Genomic DNA, 20,791 nt, shown 5'->3' with positions numbered 1-20,791 from the left:
TTGTGATGAAGTTAGCCATTGTTACCGCCTGCCCGAACGGCATGGTCACCAGTGTGCTGTGCGCCCGCTTGTTGGACGCCGCCGCACAGCGCCAGGGCTGGAGCACCAGCGTTGAAGTGGTGGATGTGCAGCGCCCGGAACGCCAGCTCTCCCAGGCCACGATCGACGATGCCGAATGGGTGTTGTTGGTCAGCAGTACCCCGGTGGATATGCAGCGGTTTGTCGGTAAGCGCGTGTTCCAGAGCACGCCGGCCCAGGCGCTGGCGGATGTCGACGCGGTATTGCGTCGCGGCGCTGAAGAAGCCCAGGTGTATGTCGCCACGCAGCAGGCGGCTGAAAATGCACCACGTATTGTGGCAATCACGGCTTGTCCGACGGGCGTGGCGCACACCTTCATGGCCGCCGAAGCCTTGCAGCAGACCGCCAAGCGGCTGGGCTACGACTTGCAGGTCGAGACCCAGGGCTCGGTCGGCGCACGCACGCCCTTGAGCCCGCAGGCTATCGCTGAGGCCGATGTGGTGCTGTTGGCGGCGGATATCGAAGTCGCTACCGAGCGCTTCGCCGGCAAGAAGATTTACCGCTGCGGCACCGGCATTGCCCTCAAGCAATCCGAAGCCACCCTCAACAAGGCCCTTGCTGAAGGCGCAGTGGAAAGTGCGGCCAGCGGTGCCGTGGCCAAGAAAGAAAAAACCGGCGTTTACAAACACCTGCTGACCGGTGTGTCGTTCATGTTGCCGATGGTGGTGGCGGGCGGGTTGTTGATTGCGTTGTCCTTCATGTTCGGCATCACTGCTTTTGAAGAGAAAGGCACACTGGCTGCTGCCTTGAAAACCGTCGGCGATCAGGCCTTCATGTTGATGGTGCCGCTGCTGGCGGGCTACATCGCTTATTCCATTGCCGACCGTCCTGCGTTGGCCCCCGGCATGATCGGCGGGTTGCTGGCGACCACCTTGGGTGCTGGTTTTATCGGCGGGATATTTGCCGGTTTCCTCGCCGGTTATTGCGTCAAGCTGATCACCCGCGCGGTGCAGTTGCCGCAAAGCCTGGATGCGCTCAAGCCGATCCTGATCATCCCGTTGCTGGCGAGCCTGTTCACCGGCCTGGCGATGATCTACCTGGTCGGGCCACCGGTGGCGCGCATGCTTGTGGGCCTGACGGAATTCCTCAACACCATGGGCACCACTAACGCCGTGCTGCTGGGCATTCTGTTGGGCGGCATGATGTGCGTCGACCTCGGTGGGCCGATCAACAAGGCAGCCTATGCGTTTTCCGTCGGCATGCTGGCGGCGCACAGTGGCGCGCCGATTGCCGCCACCATGGCGGCCGGCATGGTGCCGCCGATCGGCATGGGCATCGCTACGTTCCTGGCACGCCGCAAGTTTGCCCAAACAGAGCGTGAGGCCGGCAAGGCGGCGATCATTCTGGGGATGGTGTTTATCTCCGAAGGCGCGATTCCCTTTGCGGCCAAAGACCCGCTGCGCGTGATCCCGGCCAGCATCGCCGGTGGCGCGTTGGCCGGCGCGCTGTCGATGTACTTTGGTTGCAAGCTCGCGGCGCCCCACGGCGGCCTGGCGGTGCTGGTCATCCCGAATGCGATGAACCATGCGCTGCTGTACCTGCTGGCGATTGTCGCGGGCAGCTTGCTGACCGGTCTGGTGTACGCCTTGATCAAACGTCCGGAAGCGCAAGAGCTGACTGTCGCACCCGTGTCATAACCCCATGCTGTAGTGGCCCTTTTGATACTCAAGAGGGCACCTGCATGAGCCACTTCGATCTCGGCCGCCGCCGCGTGATGCAAGCCGTCGGCGCCGGCCTGTTGCTGCCGGGCCTGGCCCCGGCGGTGATCGCCTCTGTGAAGGACCGGCCGCAACTCACCGACGGCGTGCAGTCCGGCGATCTGCTCGGTGATCGCGCCATGATCTGGAGCCGCAGCGATCGCCCGGCGCGCATGGTGGTGGAGTGGGACACCCGCAGCGTATTCAGCAACCCGCGCAAATTCATTTCGGCCCTGGCCGATAACCGGACCGACTTCACGGCCCGCGTCGAACTCACCGGTCTGCCCGCCGATCAGGCGATTTTCTACCGCGTGCATTTCGAAGATGCCCAAACCGGCGTCGCCAGCGAGCCGTGGTTCGGCCACCTGCGCAGTGTGCCGCAACAGCGCCGCGATATTCGTTTCGTGTGGAGCGGCGACACCGTCGGCCAAGGCTTCGGCATCAACCCGGACATTGGCGGCATGCGCATCTATGAAGCCATGCGCCTGCGTTTGCCGGACTTTTTTATCCACAGTGGCGACACCATCTACGCCGACGGCCCGGTGCCGGCGCAACTGACGACCGAAAACGGGCGTATCTGGCGCAATATCACCACCGAAGCCAAGAGCAAAGTCGCCGAAACCCTGGATGAATATCGCGGTAATTACCGCTACAACCTGATGGACGAAAATGTCCGTCGCTTCAACGCCGAAGTGCCGCAGATCTGGCAGTGGGACGACCATGAAGTGGTGAACAACTGGTCGCCGAGCAAGCAGTTGGATGAGCGTTACCAGGTCAAGGACATCAACACCTTGGTCGGCCGTGCACGCCAGGCGTGGCTGGAATATTCACCGATGCGCCGGCAGAGCGCCGATGGCGGCGGGCGGATTTATCGCAAGCTCAGCTATGGGCCGTTGCTGGAGGTGTTCGTGCTGGATATGCGCAGCTATCGCGGGCCGAACGATGACAACCTGGGCGCTGAAAAACCCTTCCTGGGCCGGGAGCAATTGGACTGGCTCAAGCGTGAACTCAAGGGGTCGCAGGCGCAGTGGAAAGTCATCGCGGCGGACATGCCCATTGGGCTGGGTGTACCCGACGGCGAAGTAAGCCCCGGCGTACCGCGCTGGGAAGCGATTGCCAACAACGACCCTGGCGCACCGCAAGGGCGTGAGTTGGAAATTGCCGAGCTGCTGGGGTTTTTAAGGGCGCAGAAGGTGCGCAACCACGTATGGCTGACGGCGGATGTGCATTACTGCGCGGCACATCACTATCACCCGGATCGTGCGGCGTTCCAGGATTTTGAGCCGTTCTGGGAGTTTGTGGCCGGGCCGTTGAACGCGGGGAGCTTCGGGCCTAATCCATTGGATAAGACCTTTGGGCCTGAGGTGGTGTTCGAGAAGGCACCACCGGCGCAAAACACGTCACCATTTGCCGGGTTTCAGTTTTTTGGCGAGGTGCAGATAGATGGGCAGACGGCGGAGTTGACCGTCATCCTGCGGGATTTGGATGGGGTCTCAGTGTTCGAGCAAACGCTGCAACCCGCCTGATTTGGAATGCAATCAAAACGGCGGGAGCTGGCTTGCCTGCGATAGCGCTAGTGAATTCACCCTCGCTGTCGCAGGCAAGCCAGCTCCCACCGTTGCCAATCAGTAGACGTCGCGACGATAACGGCCTTGTTCGATCAGCCGCTCCACGGCCTCACTGCCGAGTATGTCCACCAACGCCTGATCCACCCCGGACGCCATGCCTTGCAGACTCCCGCACACATAAATCGCCGCGCCGTCGCTCAGCCACTTACGCAACACGTCGGCTGACTCCCGCAGGCGATCCTGCACGTAGATTTTCTCTTCCTGATCGCGAGAAAACGCCAGATCGAGCAACGCCAGGTCACCGCTGGCCAACCAGCCCTGCAACTCGTCCTGGCACAGGAAATCATGGGCGATATTGCGCTCGCCAAACAGCAGCCAGTTGCGCTGCTGGCCATCGGCAACACGCGCCTTGAGCAAGCTGCGCAGGCCGGCCAGGCCGGTGCCGTTGCCCAGCAGGATCAGTGGCACGGGGATGTCTGGTAGATGAAAACCACTGTTGCGGCGCAGGCGCAGGCTGATGCTTGAGCCGAGGGCGGCATGTTCGGTAAGCCAGCCTGACCCCAGGCCCAGGCTGCCATCGGGGTGGCGTTCCTGGCGGACGATCAATTCGAGTACGCCATCGCTGGGAATCGAGGCGATGGAATATTCGCGCATTCCCAGGGGCACCAGCGCGTCCACCAGCGCCTGGGCGTGCAGGCCGACCAGGTGAGCGCGATGCGTCGGCAATTGGCGAGTGGCCAAAGCCTGGTCGAGGGTGTGCGCCATGCCGTCGATCAACACGCCGTTGCTGCCGGCCAGACCCAGGCCTTCGAGGAAGTGCTCGATGGTCCAGGGGCAGTTGCGCGGCAGCACTTCCACCAGGTCACCGGCTTGCCAGCTGTGTGGCGAAGGCGAGGTGAGGCCCAGTAAATAGACACCGGAACCTGCGCTGTCGCGGTTGAGCAGGGTGCGCTGACACAGCGTCCAGTTTTCGTATTGGGCGGTCGGCCAAGCGGCCGCCGGGGCGTGACCGGTGAGCTGGCCGAGTTGTTGTTGCCAGTGCAGCAGGGCAGTGGTGTCGCCGCTGTCGACTTCCACCGGGGCAAACAGCGCGTTGCCGCCCTGGTTGGTCAGCCAGAAATGCAGGCGCCGCGCGAAGCCGCAGAAGTGTTCGTATTGACGATCACCCAGGGCCAGTACCGAGTAGTTCAAGCCCTTTAGGGACAGGTCCTGACCGAGCACACTGCGCTCGAAACCGCGGGCGCTGTCGGGCGCTTCGCCGTCGCCGAAGGTACTGACCACGAACAGCGCATTTGCCGACTGGCGCAGGTCATCCTGGCTGACACTGCCCAGGGACTGCACCTTCACCGGCAAGCCGGCCGCCTGCAATTGGCCGGCTGTCTGCCAGGCCAGTTGCTCGGCAAAACCGCTCTGGCTGGCAAAGCCGATCAACCATGGCGGAGCATCGCTGGTGTTGGCCGTGAGGCCTTTACGCGCGTCACGCACCTGGCGTTTCTTGCGACGCCGATCCAGGTACAACAGCCAGCCGGTAATGAAGAACAACGGCATCAGCACTGAACTGAGCGTGAGAATGATCCGCCCCACCAGGCCGAAGTAGCTTCCGGTGTGCAGCGCGTAGACGCTGGTCAGCAGTTGGGAACCGAGGGTTTTGCAGGCGTAGCGGTCGTGGGATTTGACCTCGCCAGTTGCCGGGTCCAGGTTGATCTGGTTCAGCGCACGGTCATGGGGCGAGTTGTCCAGCAGGTAGTAAACGATGGCAGGTTGCCCGGCGACGGCCGGCATGCGGATATTGTAGGCACTCAAGCCTGGGCCGGCGTTGCTGTAGATACTGCTCCAGATCGCATCGTAATTGGCCACGGGCGCCGGGCCTTCGGGGGCCGGTCCGCGTTTGCGCACGCGTTCATTCTGTGGGGCATCGGACAGCAGTTTGGTCAGGCCCTGGCTGTACCAGTCGTAGGACCAATACAACCCGGTCAGCGCCGACAGCAGGTAGGCCAACAGGCACCAGGTGCCGAATACCGAGTGCAGGTCCCAATTAAAGGCACGGCCCTTTTTGCGCCAATCCAAGGTCAGCCAGGCACGCCAGCTCGCCACCTGGCGCGGCCAGCGCAGGTACACACCGGAGAGGCAGAAGAACACCAGGATCAGCGTGCACGCGCCGGTGATGTTGCGCCCGATATCGCCCATCACCAGGAAGCGGTGGAACTGCAGCAGGAACCCGAAGACCTCCTGGCCGACCACATCGCCCAGGTAGTTGCCGGTGTAGGGATCGAAATAGCGCAACTGGCCACGGCGTTCACCGGGCGGCGGGGTGAAGAACACGCGGGCGGCGTTGCCGCTTTCGCTCTCCACGAACAGCATGGCCACGGTCTTGCCTTCGGTCGCTTCCAGTTTGCGCACCAGCTCGGCGGGCGGCAGTACGCCGGCTTCGCGTGTTTGCACGGTCAGTACGCTGGGGTTGAGCGCCCGCAGTATTTCATCCTGAAACGAGACCGCAGCCCCGGTGATCCCCATCAAGGCCAGCACCAGCCCGGCGGTAATGCCGAAGAACCAGTGCAACTGGAACAGGGTTTTCTTCAACACGTCTGACCGCCTCGTCTATCCGGATATGTAGGGCACGGCGCGCATTATGCCGTGCCATGTCGAGAAACATTCTGTTTAACACGCAAAAGCCCCACGCATCCGATGCGTGGGGCTTTTTGCTGCGTGGTAGTGCTGTTTAGAAGTGGAAACTGGTGGTCAACAGCGCCGTACGACCGGCCGCCTGATTGGCGAAGTGCGTCGAGAAGGCTTTGTCGTAATACAGCTTGTCCGTCAGGTTTTGCACGTTCAATTGCAGGTCGACGTTCTTGGTCAGTTTGTAGCTGGCCATGGCGTCGTAGCGGGTGTAGGACGGTACGTAAACGGTGTTGCCTGCATCGCCATAAACCTGGTCGACGTAGAACGCGCCACCGCCGATGGTGAGCTTGGAGGTGACGTCGTAGGTGGTCCACAGGCTGAAGGTGTTCTTCGGCGTATTGGGCATTTGATTGCCTTTGTTCGACCCCGAGCTGACCACACCGTTGCGGCCGTTCAGGCCGGATTTGACCAGCTCGCTGTCGAGGTAGCTGTAGCCGGCGAACACCTGCCATTGGTCGGTGATCTTGCCGCTGGCGGACAATTCCACGCCGTCGACTTGGGACTCACCTGCGTTCTGATAGGTCAGGGCGTCGACCAGGATGCGCGTGTTTTTCTTCTCGGTACGGAACACTGCAGCGGTCAGAGACAGGCGATCGTGGAACAGGTCCCACTTGGTGCCCAACTCGTAGTTGACGGTCTCTTCCGGCTGCAGGTCGCTGCTGGCGGCACCGGCAGACAGCGGGTTGCCGTCCGAACCTTCACCGACCAGGCCACCGGCAGGCGTCGCCGACGTGGCGTAGGAGGCATAGATGCTGGCGTTTTCCACCGGTTTCCAGACCAGGCCGGCTTGCCAGTTGAAGAATTGGCTGTCTTCTTTGATTTTGCTGCGGCCGGTCGCGGAGTCGGTGTTGGCAACGGTGTCGAAGGTGTCGTAGCGCAGGCCGACGTTCAGCAACCATTTCGGGTCCAGCTCGATGGTGTCGAACACATAGGCGCCACGGCTGGTGGCCTTGGTGGCGGTGCCGTAATAGTTGCGCGCGATGCTGCCGGTCCAGGCGTCATCCGGGTTCGGGTTGCTCAGGGAGGTGCACTGGCCGCCCAGGCTGCCTTTGGCCACGGTGCAGACCGGGTTGGTGTTGGGGCTGATGGTGTAGTTGCTCACGCGGGTTTCTTCGCCGGTGAACTCCAGGCCGGTGGAGTAGCTGTGCTTGAAGCCCAAAGCCTGGAAGCTGCCAAACAAGTCCGTCTGGTTGGTGGTGGTGGTTGTGGTCGAGACCCGGCTGTTGGCGCGGCGCCACACGGTGCCGAACCGGTTGACGTTGAATTTGCTGTCGTCCGGCTGCGTCAGGATGTAATCCTGGCCAGTGCTGCCATGGCGCAGGGTGTTTTTCAGCGTCATGTTGTCGTTCAGGTCGTGCTCGATGGAGAACGTGCTGATATCGGCGCGGGTCTTGCGGAAGTCGCGATCCTTGAGGCCGTAGAAATTGTTGCTGTCGCCGCCGTCGTTGGGTTTGTCATGCACGTGGGCAGTGGCGGTCGATGAGCCGTAGCCATAAGGAATCCCCGAATCCGGCAGGTCGTCGCTTTCCATGTGGTAGTAGCTGAGGTTGACGCGGGTAGGGGTGCCCAGGCCGAACGTCAGCGACGGCGCTACGCCCCAACGGTCGTAATTCACTGCGTCGCGGCCGGCGACGTTCTGTTCGTGGCTCATCAGGTTCAGGCGGAACGCGGCGCTGTCGTCGAGGAACTGACGGTTCACGTCGAGCACGTAGCGGCGGGTCTGGTCGGAACCATAGGTGAAGCCGCCGTTGGTGAAGTCCCGCGCTTGTGGGGTTTTGCTCACCAGGTTGAGGCTGCCACCGGCCGAGCCACGACCGCCGAACGAAGAGTTCGGGCCTTTGCTGACTTCGATCGATTCGATGTCGAAAATCTCACGGCTCTGGCCGCCGGTATCGCGCACGCCGTCCAGGTATGTGTCGCCCTGGGCGTCAAAACCACGGATGAACGGGCGGTCGCCCTGAGGGTTGCCGCCTTCACCGGCACCGAACGTGATGCCCGGTACGGTGCGCAAGGCATCCTGTAACGACGTGGCGGCGGTGTCCTTGAGCACTTGTTGCGGCACCACGGTGACCGAGCGCGGTGTGTCCACCAAGGGCGCGGTGTATTTCTGCGACGAGGCTTTTTCCACTTGGTAGGAGGTGTTGTCCTGTTCTTCCCCGGTGATGCTGGTGGCGCCGAGGGAGATGCTGTTGCGCTGGCCTTTTTGTTCAGTGTCTTCAGCCGCCTGCGCCTGATGGGCGATAGCGCTGGCGCTGAGGGCAACGCCGATGGCCGAGGCCAACATGCGAGGTGAACTGGCAGGTATTTTTGTAATGGTGCGCGACATGACGTGTCCCTTCCCCAAGGATGTGAGGCGGCGGAATATAGGGTGAACACGACTTTCTATCAATTGCGATACATTGCTAATTGCACTAAATTTACATTCTTTACACTTTTGACTTACGGTTTTTACGGACTCGTTCGTCCCGGCGTTTTACAGGGCGGATAAGAATCAATACCATTGGCGCCTTTCCGAATTCAGGTATTGCCCATGCTGCTGCACATCCCCGGCCTGTTCTCTCGTGAGGAAGTGCAGCGCATTCGCCAAGCCTTGGAAAACGCCGATTGGGCCGACGGTAAAATCACCGCCGGGCACCAGTCCGCCAAAGCCAAGCACAACCTGCAATTGCCTGAAGGCCACCCTCTGGCCAAGGAAATCGGTGCGGCGATGCTGGAGCGCTTGTGGCAGAACCCGTTGTTTATGTCGGCAGCGTTACCGCACAAGGTCTTCCCGCCGTTGCTCAACTGCTACACCGCAGGCGGCAGTTTTGATTTTCACATCGACAACGCCGTGCGCCAGCCCAAAGGCAGCCACGAACGCGTGCGCACCGATTTGTCGTCCACCTTGTTTTTCAGCGACCCCGATGAATACGACGGCGGCGAGCTGGAGATCCAGGACACCTTCGGCCTGCAGCGTGTAAAGCTGCCGGCCGGCGACATGGTGCTGTATCCCGGTTCCAGCCTGCATAAAGTCAACGCCGTGACCCGCGGTGCGCGCTATGCCTCGTTCTTCTGGACCCAAAGCCTGGTGCGCGAAGACAGCCAGCGCACCCTGCTGTTCGAGATGGACTGCGCGATCCAGCAACTGAGCGCCGATGTGCCCGACCACCCTGCGTTGATCCAACTCACCGGCACGTATCACAACTTGCTGCGCCGCTGGGTCGAGGTCTGAGCATGGGCTTTTTATTGCGCCGCGAAGAAGTGCTCAATGTCGAGCAACTGCAACGCATGCTTGACGATTCCCCCGTCCGTGCCGCCCAAGCGATCCTGATCGCGGCGAAGGAGGGCGCGGTGGATGCCCAGGCGCTGCTCGGGCAGATCCTGCTGGAAGGGCGTGGCATTGCGCGCGATGAAGCGCTGGCCTTGCGCTGGTTCCGGATTGCAGCCCAAAGCGGGCACTTGATGGCACGCAATATGGCAGGCCGTTGCCAGGAGCATGGCTGGGGGTGTGCCGTCGATGAGGTGGCCGCTGCGCGGGAATACCGGATGGCAGCAAAGGCCGGCCTGGATTGGGGTCAATACAACTATGCCAATCTGCTGGCGACCGGACGCGGCGTCGCTGAAGACCAACAACAGGCACTGGCCTTCTACCGTCAGGCGGCGGAGCAGGGGCATGCCAAGTCGATGAACTTGGTGGGGCGTTATCTGGAAGAGGGCCAGTTCTGCCCACGGGACCTGGACGCTGCCGTGGATTGGTATCGACGCTCAGCCGAAGCCGGGGATTTTCGCGGGCAGTTCAGCTATGCGGCGGTGTTGGCTGACAGCGGTCAAATCGAGGCGGCGCTGGCGTGGCTGCGCAAGGCATTGGCGGGCGGGAATCTGAAGTTCCTGCGCACGGCGCACAAGGCACTGGCAGCAGCGAATGATCCGCAGATTCGGGCGATGGCGGAGGCTTACAAAGAGCGCGCCACACACCTGAACCTGTAGGAGCCGGCAGCCGGCTCCTACAGCGGTTGATCGTTCCCGGGAGGGACGATCAGACGTAGAACGATTTCAACGGCGGAAATCCATTGAACTCAACCGCGCTGTAGCTGGTGGTGTACGCACCGGTCGACAACCAGTACAGACGATCACCAATCGCCAGGTTCAGCGGCAGGCCGTACTTGTAGTTCTCGTACATGATGTCGGCGCTGTCACAGGTCGGGCCGGCGATGACCACTTCTTCCATCTCGCCTTTCTTCTCGGTCCAGATCGGGAACTTGATGGCTTCGTCCATGGTTTCGATCAGGCCGGAGAACTTGCCCACATCCGTGTACACCCAACGCTCGACGGCGGTACGGGATTTACGCGCCACCAGCACCACTTCGCTGACCAGGATACCGGCGTTGGCGATCAACGAACGGCCTGGCTCCAGGATGATTTCCGGCAGGTCGTCGCCGAAATCCTCCTTGAGGAAGCGGATGATTTCTTCGGCGTAGGTTTCCAGGCTGTTGGTGCGGGTGATGTAGTTGGCCGGGAAGCCGCCACCCATGTTGATCAGCTTGAGGTGAATGCCGTCTTCTTCCTTCAGGCGTTCGAAGATCACTTTGACCTTGGCGATCGCCGCGTCCCACACGCTGATGTCGCGCTGTTGCGAGCCGACGTGGAACGAGATGCCGTAAGGCACCAGGCCCAGGTCACGGGCGAGGATCAGCAGGTCCATGGCCATGTCGGTCTGGCAGCCGAATTTGCGCGACAGCGGCCAGTCAGCCGTGGTCGAGCCTTCGGTGAGGATACGCACATACACTTTCGAGCCCGGTGCGGCCTTGGCGATGTTGCGCAGGTCGGCTTCGGAGTCGGTGGAGAACAGACGCACGCCCTTCTCGTAGAAGTAGCGGATGTCCTTGGATTTCTTGATGGTGTTGCCGTAGCTGATACGGTCGGCGCTGACGCCGCGATCCATCACTTTATCCAGCTCGTAGATCGAAGCGATGTCGAAGCTCGAACCCTTCTCTTTGAGCAGGTCGATGATCTCGACGGCTGGGTTGGCCTTGACCGCGTAATAGACCTTGGCGAATTCGAAACCGGCGCGCAGGTCATCGTAGGCCTGGCTGATCATCGCGGTGTCGATCACCACGAATGGGGTTTCTTGCTTGTCGGCGAACGCCTTCATTTTGTCAAAAGTGGCGCGCGCGAAATAGTCTTCGACGTTGATCGACATGCTGGGAACTCCTAAGGGCAAACTGTAGTAATCAATGGGTGCAACTGAACGTCCTCCGTATCCCCACTTTGGTTCGCCTACTTCCCAAGGCATGTCGCCGAAAGCAAAAAGGCCATGGGACTAACCGCTTCCCTTGGCCTTGCTGTCTCGTCGTCAGTACTTGAGCCGGATGGATCGTTTCCAGCATGGACGTTCGGCGCGAACTTTAGGACGTGAGAGGCCATAGATCAACTAAAAATGTCGCGTTTTTGCACGCGTTCGTCGCGGGAACCGGTGCAGCTACTTATGTAACCGACAGGTATGACGGAATGATGTTCCCCGGAAGGGGCAATTCGCTGGGATTTCCCTGGCACACCTTAGACCAAATGTGGGAGCGGGCTTGCTCGCGAATGCGGTGGATCAGTCACGCATGTGTTGACTGTCACAGCGTATTCGCGAGCAAGCCCGCTCCCACATGATTTAACCGAGTCGAGTCAGATCAGGCCAGGGCGGTCTCGGCAGGCGACACAATACTGGTCTTGCCCCCACGGGACTTACCGGAACTCAGGTACTCGGCAATCGACTCCTGGGTGACTTCGCCGAGGAATACCCGCTCCGCATCCATCACCGGCAGCCACGACCGGTTGAACTCATACATGCGCGACAACAGGATGCGCAGATGCTCGTCATACGCCGCCGTGGCGTTGAACTCGCGCAGGTACTGGCCGCAAGTCCCGGTCTGACGGTGCAGGTCGCGACGTCGTACATACCCCAGTGCCTTGTTCTCGGCACAGGTGACCACCATGTAGCGGCGGTCATGCTCATCCATCAATTCCAATGCATCGGCCACCGGCGTCTCGGGGCTCACCGAAGGCGCGTTGTCCGCCGCATCTTCGGCCTTCACCAGCAACAGGCGCTTGAGGGTACTGTCCTGGCCCACGAAGTTACTGACGAATTCGTCGGCCGGGTGGGCGAGCAGGGTGTCCGGATGATCGATCTGCAACAGCTTGCCGGCGCGGAAGATGGCGATCTTGTCGCCCAGCTTGATGGCTTCGTCGATGTCGTGGCTGACCATGATCACGGTCTTGTTCAGCGCGCGCTGCATCTCGAAGAACTCGTTCTGGATCATCTCGCGGTTGATCGGGTCGACCGCGCCGAACGGTTCGTCCATCAGCAGCAGTGGCGCATCGGCCGCCAGGGCACGGATCACGCCGATGCGCTGTTGCTGGCCACCCGACAGCTCACGCGGGTAGCGGTGCAGGTATTGCTTGGGCTCCAGCTTGATCATGCTCATCAACTCGCGGGCGCGGTCATGGCATTTCTGCTTGTCCCAGCCGAGCAATTTAGGCACGACCACGATGTTTTCCTCGATGGTCATGTTGGGGAACAGACCGATCTGCTGGATCACATAACCGATGTTGCGACGCAGGGTCACTTCGTCGAGGTCGGTGGTGTCTTCGCCATTGATCAGGATCTTGCCCGAGGTGGGCTTGATCAGGCGGTTGATCATTTTCAGCGTGGTGCTCTTGCCGCAGCCCGACGGGCCGAGAAAGACGCAAATCTCGCCTTCATTGACGGTCAGGCTTACATCGTTCACGGCCGTCACAGTCTTGCCGTTGCTTTGGAAGGTCTTGGACAGGTTTTGAAGTTCGATCATTTGAGCAATCCTTTTGGAGTCAGCGAGCGTTGCAGCCATTGCAGAAGCAGGTCGGCGAAGATGGCCAGGAGACTGACCAGCACGGCGCCAACGATCAGCATCGACATGTCGCTGCGGCTGATGGAAGCCAGAATAAGTACACCCAGGCCACCGGCGCCGATGGTGGCGGCGATGGTCATGACACCAATGTTCATCACCACGGCGGTGCGCACACCGGCGAGGATCACCGGCACGGCGATGGGCAGCTCGACCATGCGCAGGCGCTGGCCGAAGGTCATGCCGATGCCGCGTGCGGCTTCGCGAATGCCCGGTTCCACCCCGGTGAGGGCCAGGTAGGTGTTACGCATGATCGGCAGCAGGGAGTAGAGGAACACGGCGGTGATCGCCGGCATCGGCCCCAGGCCCTGGCCGAACTTGGAATAGAACGGCAGCAGCAGACCGAACAGCGCGATGGACGGTACAGTCAGCAACACGGTGGCGCTGGCTTGCAGCGGACCGGCCAGGGTCGGAAAGCGTGTCATCAGAATGCCCAGGGGCACGCCGATCAGGATCGCGAGGATCACGGCGATGCCGACCAGGGTGATGTGCTGTCCGGTCAGTTGTAGGACTTGGGCCCAATCAAGATGGGAAAAGGCGTTCAGGAATTCCATGTCTTCTCCTCTTATTGATTGATGGGATGTTGGCGCAGGAAGTCGGCGGCAACAGCGGATGGGCTTTCATGGTCGACGTCGACCCGCGCGTTCAACTGGCGCATGGTTTCGTCGTCGAACAGATCGGCCAGCGGCTTGAGTTCAGCCGCGAGGGTTGGATGCTGGTCGAGATACGCCTGACGGATCACCGGTGCGGCGGTGTAGTCCGGGAAGTAATGCTTGTCGTCTTCCAGCAGCTTCAGTTTGAAGGCGTTCAGGCGACCATCGGTGGTGTAGACCAAACCGGCAAACACTTGACCGTTACGCAGGGCGGTGTAGACCAGGCCGGCGTCCATCTGCCGGGTGTTTTTACGCGTGAGGTTCATGTCATACAGCTTGACCATGCCGCCCATGCCGTCGGACCGGTTGGCGAACTCGGTGTCCAGCGCCACCAGGCGCGTGCCTTTGGTTTTTTCCGCCAGGGCGTGGGTCAGGTCGCTGATGCTGTTGATCTGCGGGAACTCCTTGGCCACGTTCTCGGGCAGGGCCAGGGCGTAGGTATTGCTGAAGCGCGACGGCGAGAGCCAGATCAGGCCTTTTTTAGCGTCGAGTTCTTTGACTCGAGCGTAGGACTGTTCGCTGTCGAGTTTCTCGTCGACATGGTTGTAGGCCACCAGCGACACGCCGGTGTACTCCCAGATCAGGTCCAGTTGCCCGCTTTCCTGGGCACTGCGCGCCAGGTTGCTGCCCAGGCCGCCAGTCACACGGGCGTCGTAGCCCTTGGTGCGCAGGTACTGGGAAGTGATTTCGGCGAGCAGGGTCTGTTCGGTGAACACCCGGGCGCCGATGCGGATCACCGGTTTTTCGGCGGCTTGCGCAATGCCTGCAAACAGCAGGACGCAGCTCAATATCAGGGTCAGTCTTTTCATGTGATTTCCTTTGCCAAGCCTTAAGACGGACGCAACCCGCGTTCCAACCAGAGGCGGCTGGCCATGGTCACCAGACCGTCAAGCAACAACGCCAGCAGCGCGGTGCACGCGGCGCCGAGTAGCAATTGCGGCTGGTTGTTCAGGGCGATGCCGGGGAAGATCAGGCTGCCCAGGCTGTTGGCGCCGATCAGGAAGGCCAGCGGTGCGGTACCGACGTTGATCGCCAGCGCCACGCGCACGCCACCGATGATGATCGGCACGGCGTTGGGTAATTCGACGCGAAACAGCACTTGGCGCGGTGTCATACCGATGCCGACGGCGGCTTCCTTCAAGGAACCCTGCACGTTTTTCAGGCCTTCGTAGGTATTGCGCACAATGGGCAGCAAGGAGGCGAGGAACAGGGCGAAAATCGCAGGGCCGCTGCCGATGCCGAGGACGCCGAGGGCGATGGCCAGTACGGCCAGGGGAGGGACGGTGTTGCCGATGTTGAAGATCTGCATGAAGCGTTCTGCACGCCCGACCATGTTCGGTCGACTGAGCAGGATACCGGCGGGGATCCCCACAATCAGGGCGGCCAGCATGGAGACAAGAACCAGGATCAGATGAGCTTGCAGGTAAAACAACAAATCGTCGCGGTACAGTTCGATCGTGTTGATGCCGATCCAGTGGACCAGCAGGGCCAAGAGGGCGACGACAACCGCTCCTCCTATCAGCCCTTTGCCATAGCGAATAGCCACAGGCGGACTCCTTTTTTCTTCTGTCGGCGAACACATTCCTTCGTGGCATGCCATGCCTGGCTGCCTCTGAATGTGGTCGCGAAATGCAGCTCGCCGATACCGGCAACGCGGTATGCGATCGAGCCATGAGCGCAGCCTCGTCAGGCTAACTTGCTGATTTATCAGCCCCTGTTCCGAGTGCGGTAGCAGGGGAGTGGACGTCTCTACCTTTTAAAAGGTTCCACACTTGGCAGCATTTAGCCACCCCCAATGGGCTGAACGGTGGTCTGGCTGCCTGGGTTTGCGCTATACTCGCCGCCCTTTTTTGACTCACCTGCCAGGCGATTTCCCATGACCCACCAGGCCGCCGAAGTCGCGAAACGCCGCACTTTCGCCATTATTTCCCACCCCGATGCCGGTAAAACCACCATCACCGAGAAGCTGTTGCTGATGGGCAAGGCAATCGCGGTGGCCGGCACGGTGAAATCCCGCAAATCCGACCGCCATGCCACCTCTGACTGGATGGAAATGGAAAAACAACGGGGTATTTCCATTACCACGTCGGTCATGCAGTTCCCGTATCGCGACCACATGGTCAACCTGCTCGACACCCCGGGCCACGAAGACTTCTCCGAAGACACCTACCGCACCCTGACTGCGGTGGACTCGGCACTGATGGTCCTCGACGGCGGTAAGGGCGTCGAGCCGCGCACCATCGCGCTGATGGACGTGTGCCGTCTGCGTGACACGCCGATCGTCAGCTTCATCAACAAACTCGACCGCGACATCCGCGACCCGATCGAGCTGCTCGATGAAATCGAAGCCGTCCTGAAGATCAAGGCCGCACCGATCACCTGGCCGATCGGTTGCTACCGCGACTTCAAGGGCGTTTACCACCTGGCCGACGACTACATCATTGTCTACACCGCCGGCCATGGTCACGAGCGCACCGAAACCAAGATCATCGAGAAACTCGACTCCGACGAAGCCCGCGCCCACCTGGGTGACGAGTACGACCGCTTTGTCGACCAGCTGGAACTGGTGCAGGGCGCCTGCCATGAGTTCAACCAGCAGGAATTCCTCGACGGCCAGTTGACCCCGGTGTTCTTCGGTACCGCCCTAGGCAACTTCGGTGTCGACCATGTGCTCGACGCTGTAGTGGATTGGGCCCCGCGCCCGTTGGCACGTGTCGCCAACGAACGTACCGTAGAGCCGGTCGAAGAGAAGTTCACCGGATTCGTGTTCAAGATCCAGGCGAACATGGACCCTAAACACCGCGACCGTATTGCCTTCATGCGCATCTGCTCCGGTAAATACGAAAAAGGCATGAAGATGCGCCACGTGCGCACCGGCAAGGACGTACGCATCGGCGACGCCCTGACGTTCTTCTCCTCCGAGCGTGAACAGCTCGAGGAAGCCTACGCGGGCGACATTATCGGCCTGCACAACCACGGCACCATCCAGATCGGCGACACCTTCACCGAAGGCGAAGCGCTGGGGTTCACCGGTATCCCGCACTTCGCCCCGGAACTGTTCCGCCGCGTCCGCCTGCGTGACCCGCTGAAATCCAAGCAACTGCGCCAAGGCTTGCAGCAATTGGCGGAAGAGGGCGCCACCCAGGTGTTCTTCCCCGAGCGCAGCAACGACATCATCCTCGGCGCCGTCGGCGTGCTGCAGTTCGATGTGGTCGCCAGCCGCCTGAAAGAGGAATACAAGGTTGAGTGCTCGTATGAGCCGATCACTGTGTACTCCGCGCGCTGGATCGATTGCAGCGATAAGAAGAAGTTGGAAGAGTTCTCCAACAAGGCCGTGGAAAACCTGGCGGTGGATGGCGGTGGTCACCTGACCTACCTGGCCCCGACCCGAGTCAACCTGGCGCTGATGGAAGAGCGCTGGCCAGATGTGAAATTCCGCGCAACCCGTGAGCACCATTAAGTTCTGAGCGGTTTATAAAAGGGCGAGGCTGTCATGGCTTCGCCCTTTTTTGTGGGCGCTGAACACCACATTTTGATCTGCGCATGGCGATCGATTGGCAAGAAGCCCGCATCGGGTCTAGCGTATTCAACTACTTCACCCACTCACCGACGGATCAGGAGGCGACCTTGCGTATAACTCAACGTGCCGTTCAGCTGATGTTGCTGGCGGCTCTGGGGCTGGCCGGCAATTGGGCGCTGGCGGGCGCTGGAACGCCCCAATGGAAAGACACCGGCCCTGTCACCAAGAAAAAGCAGCAAGAGGTCAACTCCGGCAGCTGGAAACCGCAAGCCCAGCCCGCCCCGAAGGAAGATCAGGAAAATCCCTACAACGATGGCGAGGACAGTGAAACCTACGACGACGGCGAAACCTGATACCTGGCGCAATCCCGGCATCGCGACTAGCGTCAACGATGGCGGCGGTAAACGGCTGTCGCGTGGGATCTACCTACTGACTGGACGGAATCAACCATGAGTATTTTTCAACGAGTCGTGCTGTTGATAAAGGTGCTGGTGCTGTTGTCGTTGGGGATGTCGTCGGCCTGGGCGCATAACCCGCTGCAGAGCAGTGTTGGGTCTTCTGGGCATCGCCAGGATCTGCAATTGGCGAAGTCTGAGGCGGAGCCTGGCGACAAGGACCAGGGTGGCAGTGAGGGCGATGATGATCCCACCACCGACGAACCGGACAGTGATGATCCGGACGATGAGGGCGACAGCCAGACGTAGGCATCGCCCAAAAGAAAGCCCCTCCCACCCGGCTGATGCGCAACCTGATGGGAAGGGCTGTAGAACACTTGCAATGCCTTGGGCTGATCACCCAGGGCATTTTTGTTGCGATGTCACGCGACGAACTGCTCCGCGTAGTGGCAAGCCACCTGACGGTTATCCAACGGCCGCAGTTGCGGCTCCTCGGTGCTGCATCGCGCGGTCGCATACGGGCAGCGCTTGTGGAAGGCGCAGCCTGGCGGCGGGTTCAGCGGGTTGGGCAGCTCGCCGACGATTTTGATCTTCGGCTTGTTCGGGTCTGGATGGATGGTCGGGGTCGCCGACAGCAGCGCCTGCGTATACGGATGCAGCGGGCGTGCGTAGATGTCTTCCTTGGGACCGACCTCCACTGGGCGACCGAGGTACATCACCATCACGTCGTCGGCAACGTGTTGCACCACTGCCAGGTTGTGGGAAATGAACACGTAGGCGGTGTTGAATTCCTGCTGCAGGTCCATGAACAGGTTGAGCACCTGGGCCTGGATCGACACGTCCAGCGCGGAAGTCGGTTCATCCGCCACCAGCACTTTCGGTTGCAGCATCATGGCGCGGGCCAGGGCGATCCGTTGGCGCTGGCCGCCGGAGAACATGTGCGGGTAGCGCTGATAATGCTCAGGGCGCAGGCCCACTTGCTTCATCATTGCCTGTACCTTCTCGCGGCGTTCGGCGGCAGACAGGTTGGTGTTGATCAGCAGCGGCTCGGCCAGTTGATCACCGACTTTCTGCCGTGGGTTCAGCGAGGCGTACGGGCTCTGGAACACCATCTGCACGTCTTTGCGCAGTTGCTTGCGCTGGGCCTTGTCGGCGCCCGCGACTTCTTGTCCGGCGATTTTCAGGGACCCGGAAGACGGCTCTTCAATCAATGTGAGCGCGCGGGCCAGGGTGGATTTGCCGCAACCCGACTCGCCTACAACCGCAAGGGTCTTGCCGGCTTCGAGCTCGAAGGACACGCCATTGAGGGCACGCACCGTGGCGTGGCCCTTGAACAGGCCACGGGACACTTCGTAGTGACGGGTAAGGTCGCGGGCGGTAAGAACGACGGCCATTACGCCACCTCCTGGTTCAAGGGGTAGAAGCAGCGCGCGAGGCTGTTGGTTTTCGGGTCAAGGTCGGGACGCTGGGTACGGCAGTTTTCCTGCACGTAAGGGCAACGCGGCGACAGCAGGCAGCCCTGCGGACGGTCATAGCGGCCGGGTACGATACCGGGCAGCGTGGCCAGGCGCGTGGCGCCGAGGCTGTGCTCCGGGATCGCCTTGAGCAGCGCTTCGCTGTAAGGGTGCGCTGGAATGTCGAACAGTTGCGGTACCTGGCCGACTTCCACGGCTTGGCCGGCGTACATCACGCACACGCGCTGGGCGGTTTCCGCCACGACCGCGAGGTCGTGGGTGATCAGCACCAGGCCCATGTTCTGTTCTTTCTGCAGGGCCAGCAGCAGTTCCATGATCTGCGCCTGGATGGTCACGTCCAGTGCAGTCGTCGGCTCATCCGCAATCAGCAGTTTCGGCTCGCCGGCAATCGCCATGGCGATTGCGACACGCTGGCTCATACCGCCGGACAGTTGATGCGGGTAGGCATCCATACGGCTGGCAGCGCCTGGAATTTCGACTTTTTCCAACAACTCGATGGCACGCTTGCGCGCTTGTTTGCCGGACATTTTCAGGTGCAGGCGCAGCACTTCTTCAATCTGGAAACCCACGGTGTAGCTGGGGTTCAGTGCAGTCATCGGGTCCTGGAATACCATCGCCAGGTCTTTGCCGACGATCTGACGGCGCTGGCGGTTGCTCAGCTTGAGCATGTCCTTGCCGTCGAAGTTCAGCGCGTCGGCGGTGACGATGCCGGGGTGTTCGATCAGGCCCATCAGCGCCATCATGGTCACGGATTTACCCGAACCCGACTCACCAACGATCGCCAGTACTTCACCTTTGTCGACGGAGATGTCGAGGCCATCGACCACCGGCACGGCGGTCTTGTCGCCGAAGCGGACGTTGAGATTCTTGATTTCTAACAGTGACATGGGAATCTCCTCAGGCGGCGTTCTTGAGTTTCGGGTCCAGCGCATCGCGCAGGCCGTCGCCCATCAAGTTGATTGCCAGCACGCTGAGCAAAATGGTCAAACCAGGCAGGCTCACCACCCACCAGGCGCGTTCGATGTAGTCACGGGCCGAAGCCAGCATGGTGCCCCACTCCGGGGTTGGCGGTTGTACACCAAGGCCAAGGAAGCCCAGAGCCGCGGCATCGAGGATCGCCGAGGAAAAGCTCAAGGTGGCCTGAACGATCAGCGGCGCCATGCAGTTGGGCAGCACGGTGATGAACATCAGACGTGGCAGGCCGGCGCCGGCGAGGCGGGCGGCGGTCACGTAGTCACGGTTCAGCTCGCCCATTACCGCAGCGCGGGTCAGGCGAACATAGGACGGCAACGACACGATCGCGATGGCGATCACGGTGTTGATCAGGCCAGGGCCGAGGATCGCGACAATGGCTACAGCCAGCAGCAGCGACGGCAGGGCCAGCATGATGTCCATCAGGCGCATGATGGTCGGGCCGAGCAAGCGCGGGAAGAACCCGGCGAACAGACCCAGCAGGATCCCCGGGATCAGCGACATCACCACCGACGACAAACCGATCAGCAAGGACAGGCGCGAGCCCTGGATCAGGCGCGAGAGCAAATCACGGCCCAGTTCGTCGGTGCCCAGCAGGAATTGCATCTGCCCACCTTCCAGCCAGGCTGGCGGGGTCAGCAGGAAGTCGCGGTATTGCTCGCTCGGGTTATGTGGTGCAACCCACGGGGCAAAGATCGCGCAGAACACGATCAGCAACATGAACAGCAGGCCGGCAACCGCGCCTTTGTTCTTGGAAAAGGCTTGCCAGAATTCTTTGTACGGAGACGGGTACAGCAGGCTTTGATCGACTGCTGACACTGGACTAGGTGTGGTCATGGTCAT

At 61.0% G+C, this 20,791-nt stretch carries 17 protein-coding genes; 7 read left to right on the top strand and 10 right to left on the bottom strand.

Translation table 11 applies throughout. The annotated features are described in order from the left end of the window. Window positions 1-5 precede the first annotated feature (5 nt). A complete protein-coding gene (locus AB4O08_RS08475) occupies window positions 6-1,715 on the top strand; it encodes a PTS fructose-like transporter subunit IIB (RefSeq protein ID WP_010213212.1) in 1,710 nt (569 codons plus the stop codon). 44 nt (window positions 1,716-1,759) lie between these two features. Then, the gene (locus AB4O08_RS08470; protein ID WP_042571067.1) at window positions 1,760-3,301 is read left to right on the top strand and encodes an alkaline phosphatase D family protein; all 1,542 of its coding nucleotides are present in this window, start codon (window positions 1,760-1,762) and stop codon (window positions 3,299-3,301) included. Window positions 3,302-3,400: 99 nt separating this feature from the next. Here AB4O08_RS08470 and AB4O08_RS08465 read toward each other — a convergent pair whose 3' ends face one another. Together AB4O08_RS08465 and AB4O08_RS08460 are read right to left on the bottom strand one after the other, a co-directional pair. Then, window positions 3,401-5,926, bottom strand: coding sequence for a sulfite reductase flavoprotein subunit alpha (locus tag AB4O08_RS08465; protein WP_305375500.1), 2,526 nt, complete (start codon window positions 5,924-5,926; stop codon window positions 3,401-3,403). A gap of 136 nt (window positions 5,927-6,062) precedes the next feature. Then, window positions 6,063-8,348, bottom strand: coding sequence for a TonB-dependent receptor (locus AB4O08_RS08460; protein WP_038452691.1), 2,286 nt, complete (start codon window positions 8,346-8,348; stop codon window positions 6,063-6,065). 204 nt (window positions 8,349-8,552) lie between these two features. Between AB4O08_RS08460 and AB4O08_RS08455 the strand changes: the two genes are divergently transcribed. Continuing rightward, window positions 8,553-9,233 (top strand): Fe2+-dependent dioxygenase, encoded by a 681-nt coding sequence (locus tag AB4O08_RS08455; protein WP_187517334.1) that lies wholly within the window; start codon window positions 8,553-8,555, stop codon window positions 9,231-9,233. 2 nt (window positions 9,234-9,235) lie between these two features. Next, window positions 9,236-9,988: a tetratricopeptide repeat protein gene (locus AB4O08_RS08450; protein WP_021491900.1), complete on the top strand. Its 753-nt coding sequence runs from the start codon at window positions 9,236-9,238 to the stop codon at window positions 9,986-9,988. Between the two features lie 49 nt (window positions 9,989-10,037). On the opposite strand, the gene AB4O08_RS08445 is transcribed toward AB4O08_RS08450, so the two are convergent. From AB4O08_RS08445 to AB4O08_RS08425, 5 genes are all read right to left on the bottom strand, one after another. Continuing rightward, complete coding sequence (locus AB4O08_RS08445) at window positions 10,038-11,201, bottom strand: type III PLP-dependent enzyme (RefSeq protein ID WP_010213203.1); 1,164 nt, start codon at window positions 11,199-11,201, stop codon at window positions 10,038-10,040. Window positions 11,202-11,679: 478 nt separating this feature from the next. After that, window positions 11,680-12,837: an osmoprotectant ABC transporter ATP-binding protein OsmV gene (locus tag AB4O08_RS08440; RefSeq protein ID WP_010213202.1), complete on the bottom strand. Its 1,158-nt coding sequence runs from the start codon at window positions 12,835-12,837 to the stop codon at window positions 11,680-11,682. Next, a complete protein-coding gene (locus AB4O08_RS08435) occupies window positions 12,834-13,487 on the bottom strand; it encodes an ABC transporter permease (RefSeq protein ID WP_010213201.1) in 654 nt (217 codons plus the stop codon). The genes AB4O08_RS08440 and AB4O08_RS08435 overlap by 4 nt, the downstream gene beginning before the upstream one ends. Before the next feature lie 11 nt (window positions 13,488-13,498). Continuing rightward, window positions 13,499-14,395, bottom strand: coding sequence for a glycine betaine ABC transporter substrate-binding protein (locus tag AB4O08_RS08430; protein ID WP_010213199.1), 897 nt, complete (start codon window positions 14,393-14,395; stop codon window positions 13,499-13,501). Between the two features lie 20 nt (window positions 14,396-14,415). Continuing rightward, on the bottom strand, window positions 14,416-15,168 hold the full coding sequence (locus AB4O08_RS08425; protein WP_232920563.1) for an ABC transporter permease: 753 nt from the start codon (window positions 15,166-15,168) through the stop codon (window positions 14,416-14,418). 294 nt (window positions 15,169-15,462) lie between these two features. Between AB4O08_RS08425 and AB4O08_RS08420 the strand changes: the two genes are divergently transcribed. The 3 genes from AB4O08_RS08420 (at window position 15,463) to AB4O08_RS08410 (ending at window position 17,810) form a co-directional block, all read left to right on the top strand. Continuing rightward, complete coding sequence (locus AB4O08_RS08420; RefSeq protein ID WP_010213196.1) at window positions 15,463-17,046, top strand: peptide chain release factor 3; 1,584 nt, start codon at window positions 15,463-15,465, stop codon at window positions 17,044-17,046. 83 nt (window positions 17,047-17,129) lie between these two features. Further along, window positions 17,130-17,459: a hypothetical protein gene (locus tag AB4O08_RS08415; protein ID WP_021491899.1), complete on the top strand. Its 330-nt coding sequence runs from the start codon at window positions 17,130-17,132 to the stop codon at window positions 17,457-17,459. 96 nt (window positions 17,460-17,555) lie between these two features. Then, window positions 17,556-17,810, top strand: coding sequence for a hypothetical protein (locus AB4O08_RS08410; protein ID WP_106118868.1), 255 nt, complete (start codon window positions 17,556-17,558; stop codon window positions 17,808-17,810). 113 nt (window positions 17,811-17,923) lie between these two features. Here the strand turns inward: AB4O08_RS08410 and AB4O08_RS08405 are convergent, their stop codons facing one another. From AB4O08_RS08405 to AB4O08_RS08395, 3 genes are read right to left on the bottom strand one after another with little or no spacing between them, the layout of a single operon-like run. Next, on the bottom strand, window positions 17,924-18,895 hold the full coding sequence (locus tag AB4O08_RS08405; protein ID WP_010213193.1) for a peptide ABC transporter ATP-binding protein: 972 nt from the start codon (window positions 18,893-18,895) through the stop codon (window positions 17,924-17,926). Continuing rightward, window positions 18,895-19,863, bottom strand: coding sequence for an ABC transporter ATP-binding protein (locus tag AB4O08_RS08400; RefSeq protein ID WP_010213192.1), 969 nt, complete (start codon window positions 19,861-19,863; stop codon window positions 18,895-18,897). The genes AB4O08_RS08405 and AB4O08_RS08400 overlap by 1 nt, the downstream gene beginning before the upstream one ends. A gap of 10 nt (window positions 19,864-19,873) precedes the next feature. Continuing rightward, on the bottom strand, window positions 19,874-20,785 hold the full coding sequence (locus AB4O08_RS08395) for an ABC transporter permease subunit (protein WP_460114798.1): 912 nt from the start codon (window positions 20,783-20,785) through the stop codon (window positions 19,874-19,876). Window positions 20,786-20,791: the final 6 nt, after the last annotated feature.

This window comes from Pseudomonas sp. H3_E07 (genome assembly GCF_054668895.1).
Note: the sequence above shows the minus strand (reverse complement) of the source record. Positions and strands in the feature narration are given on the sequence as shown.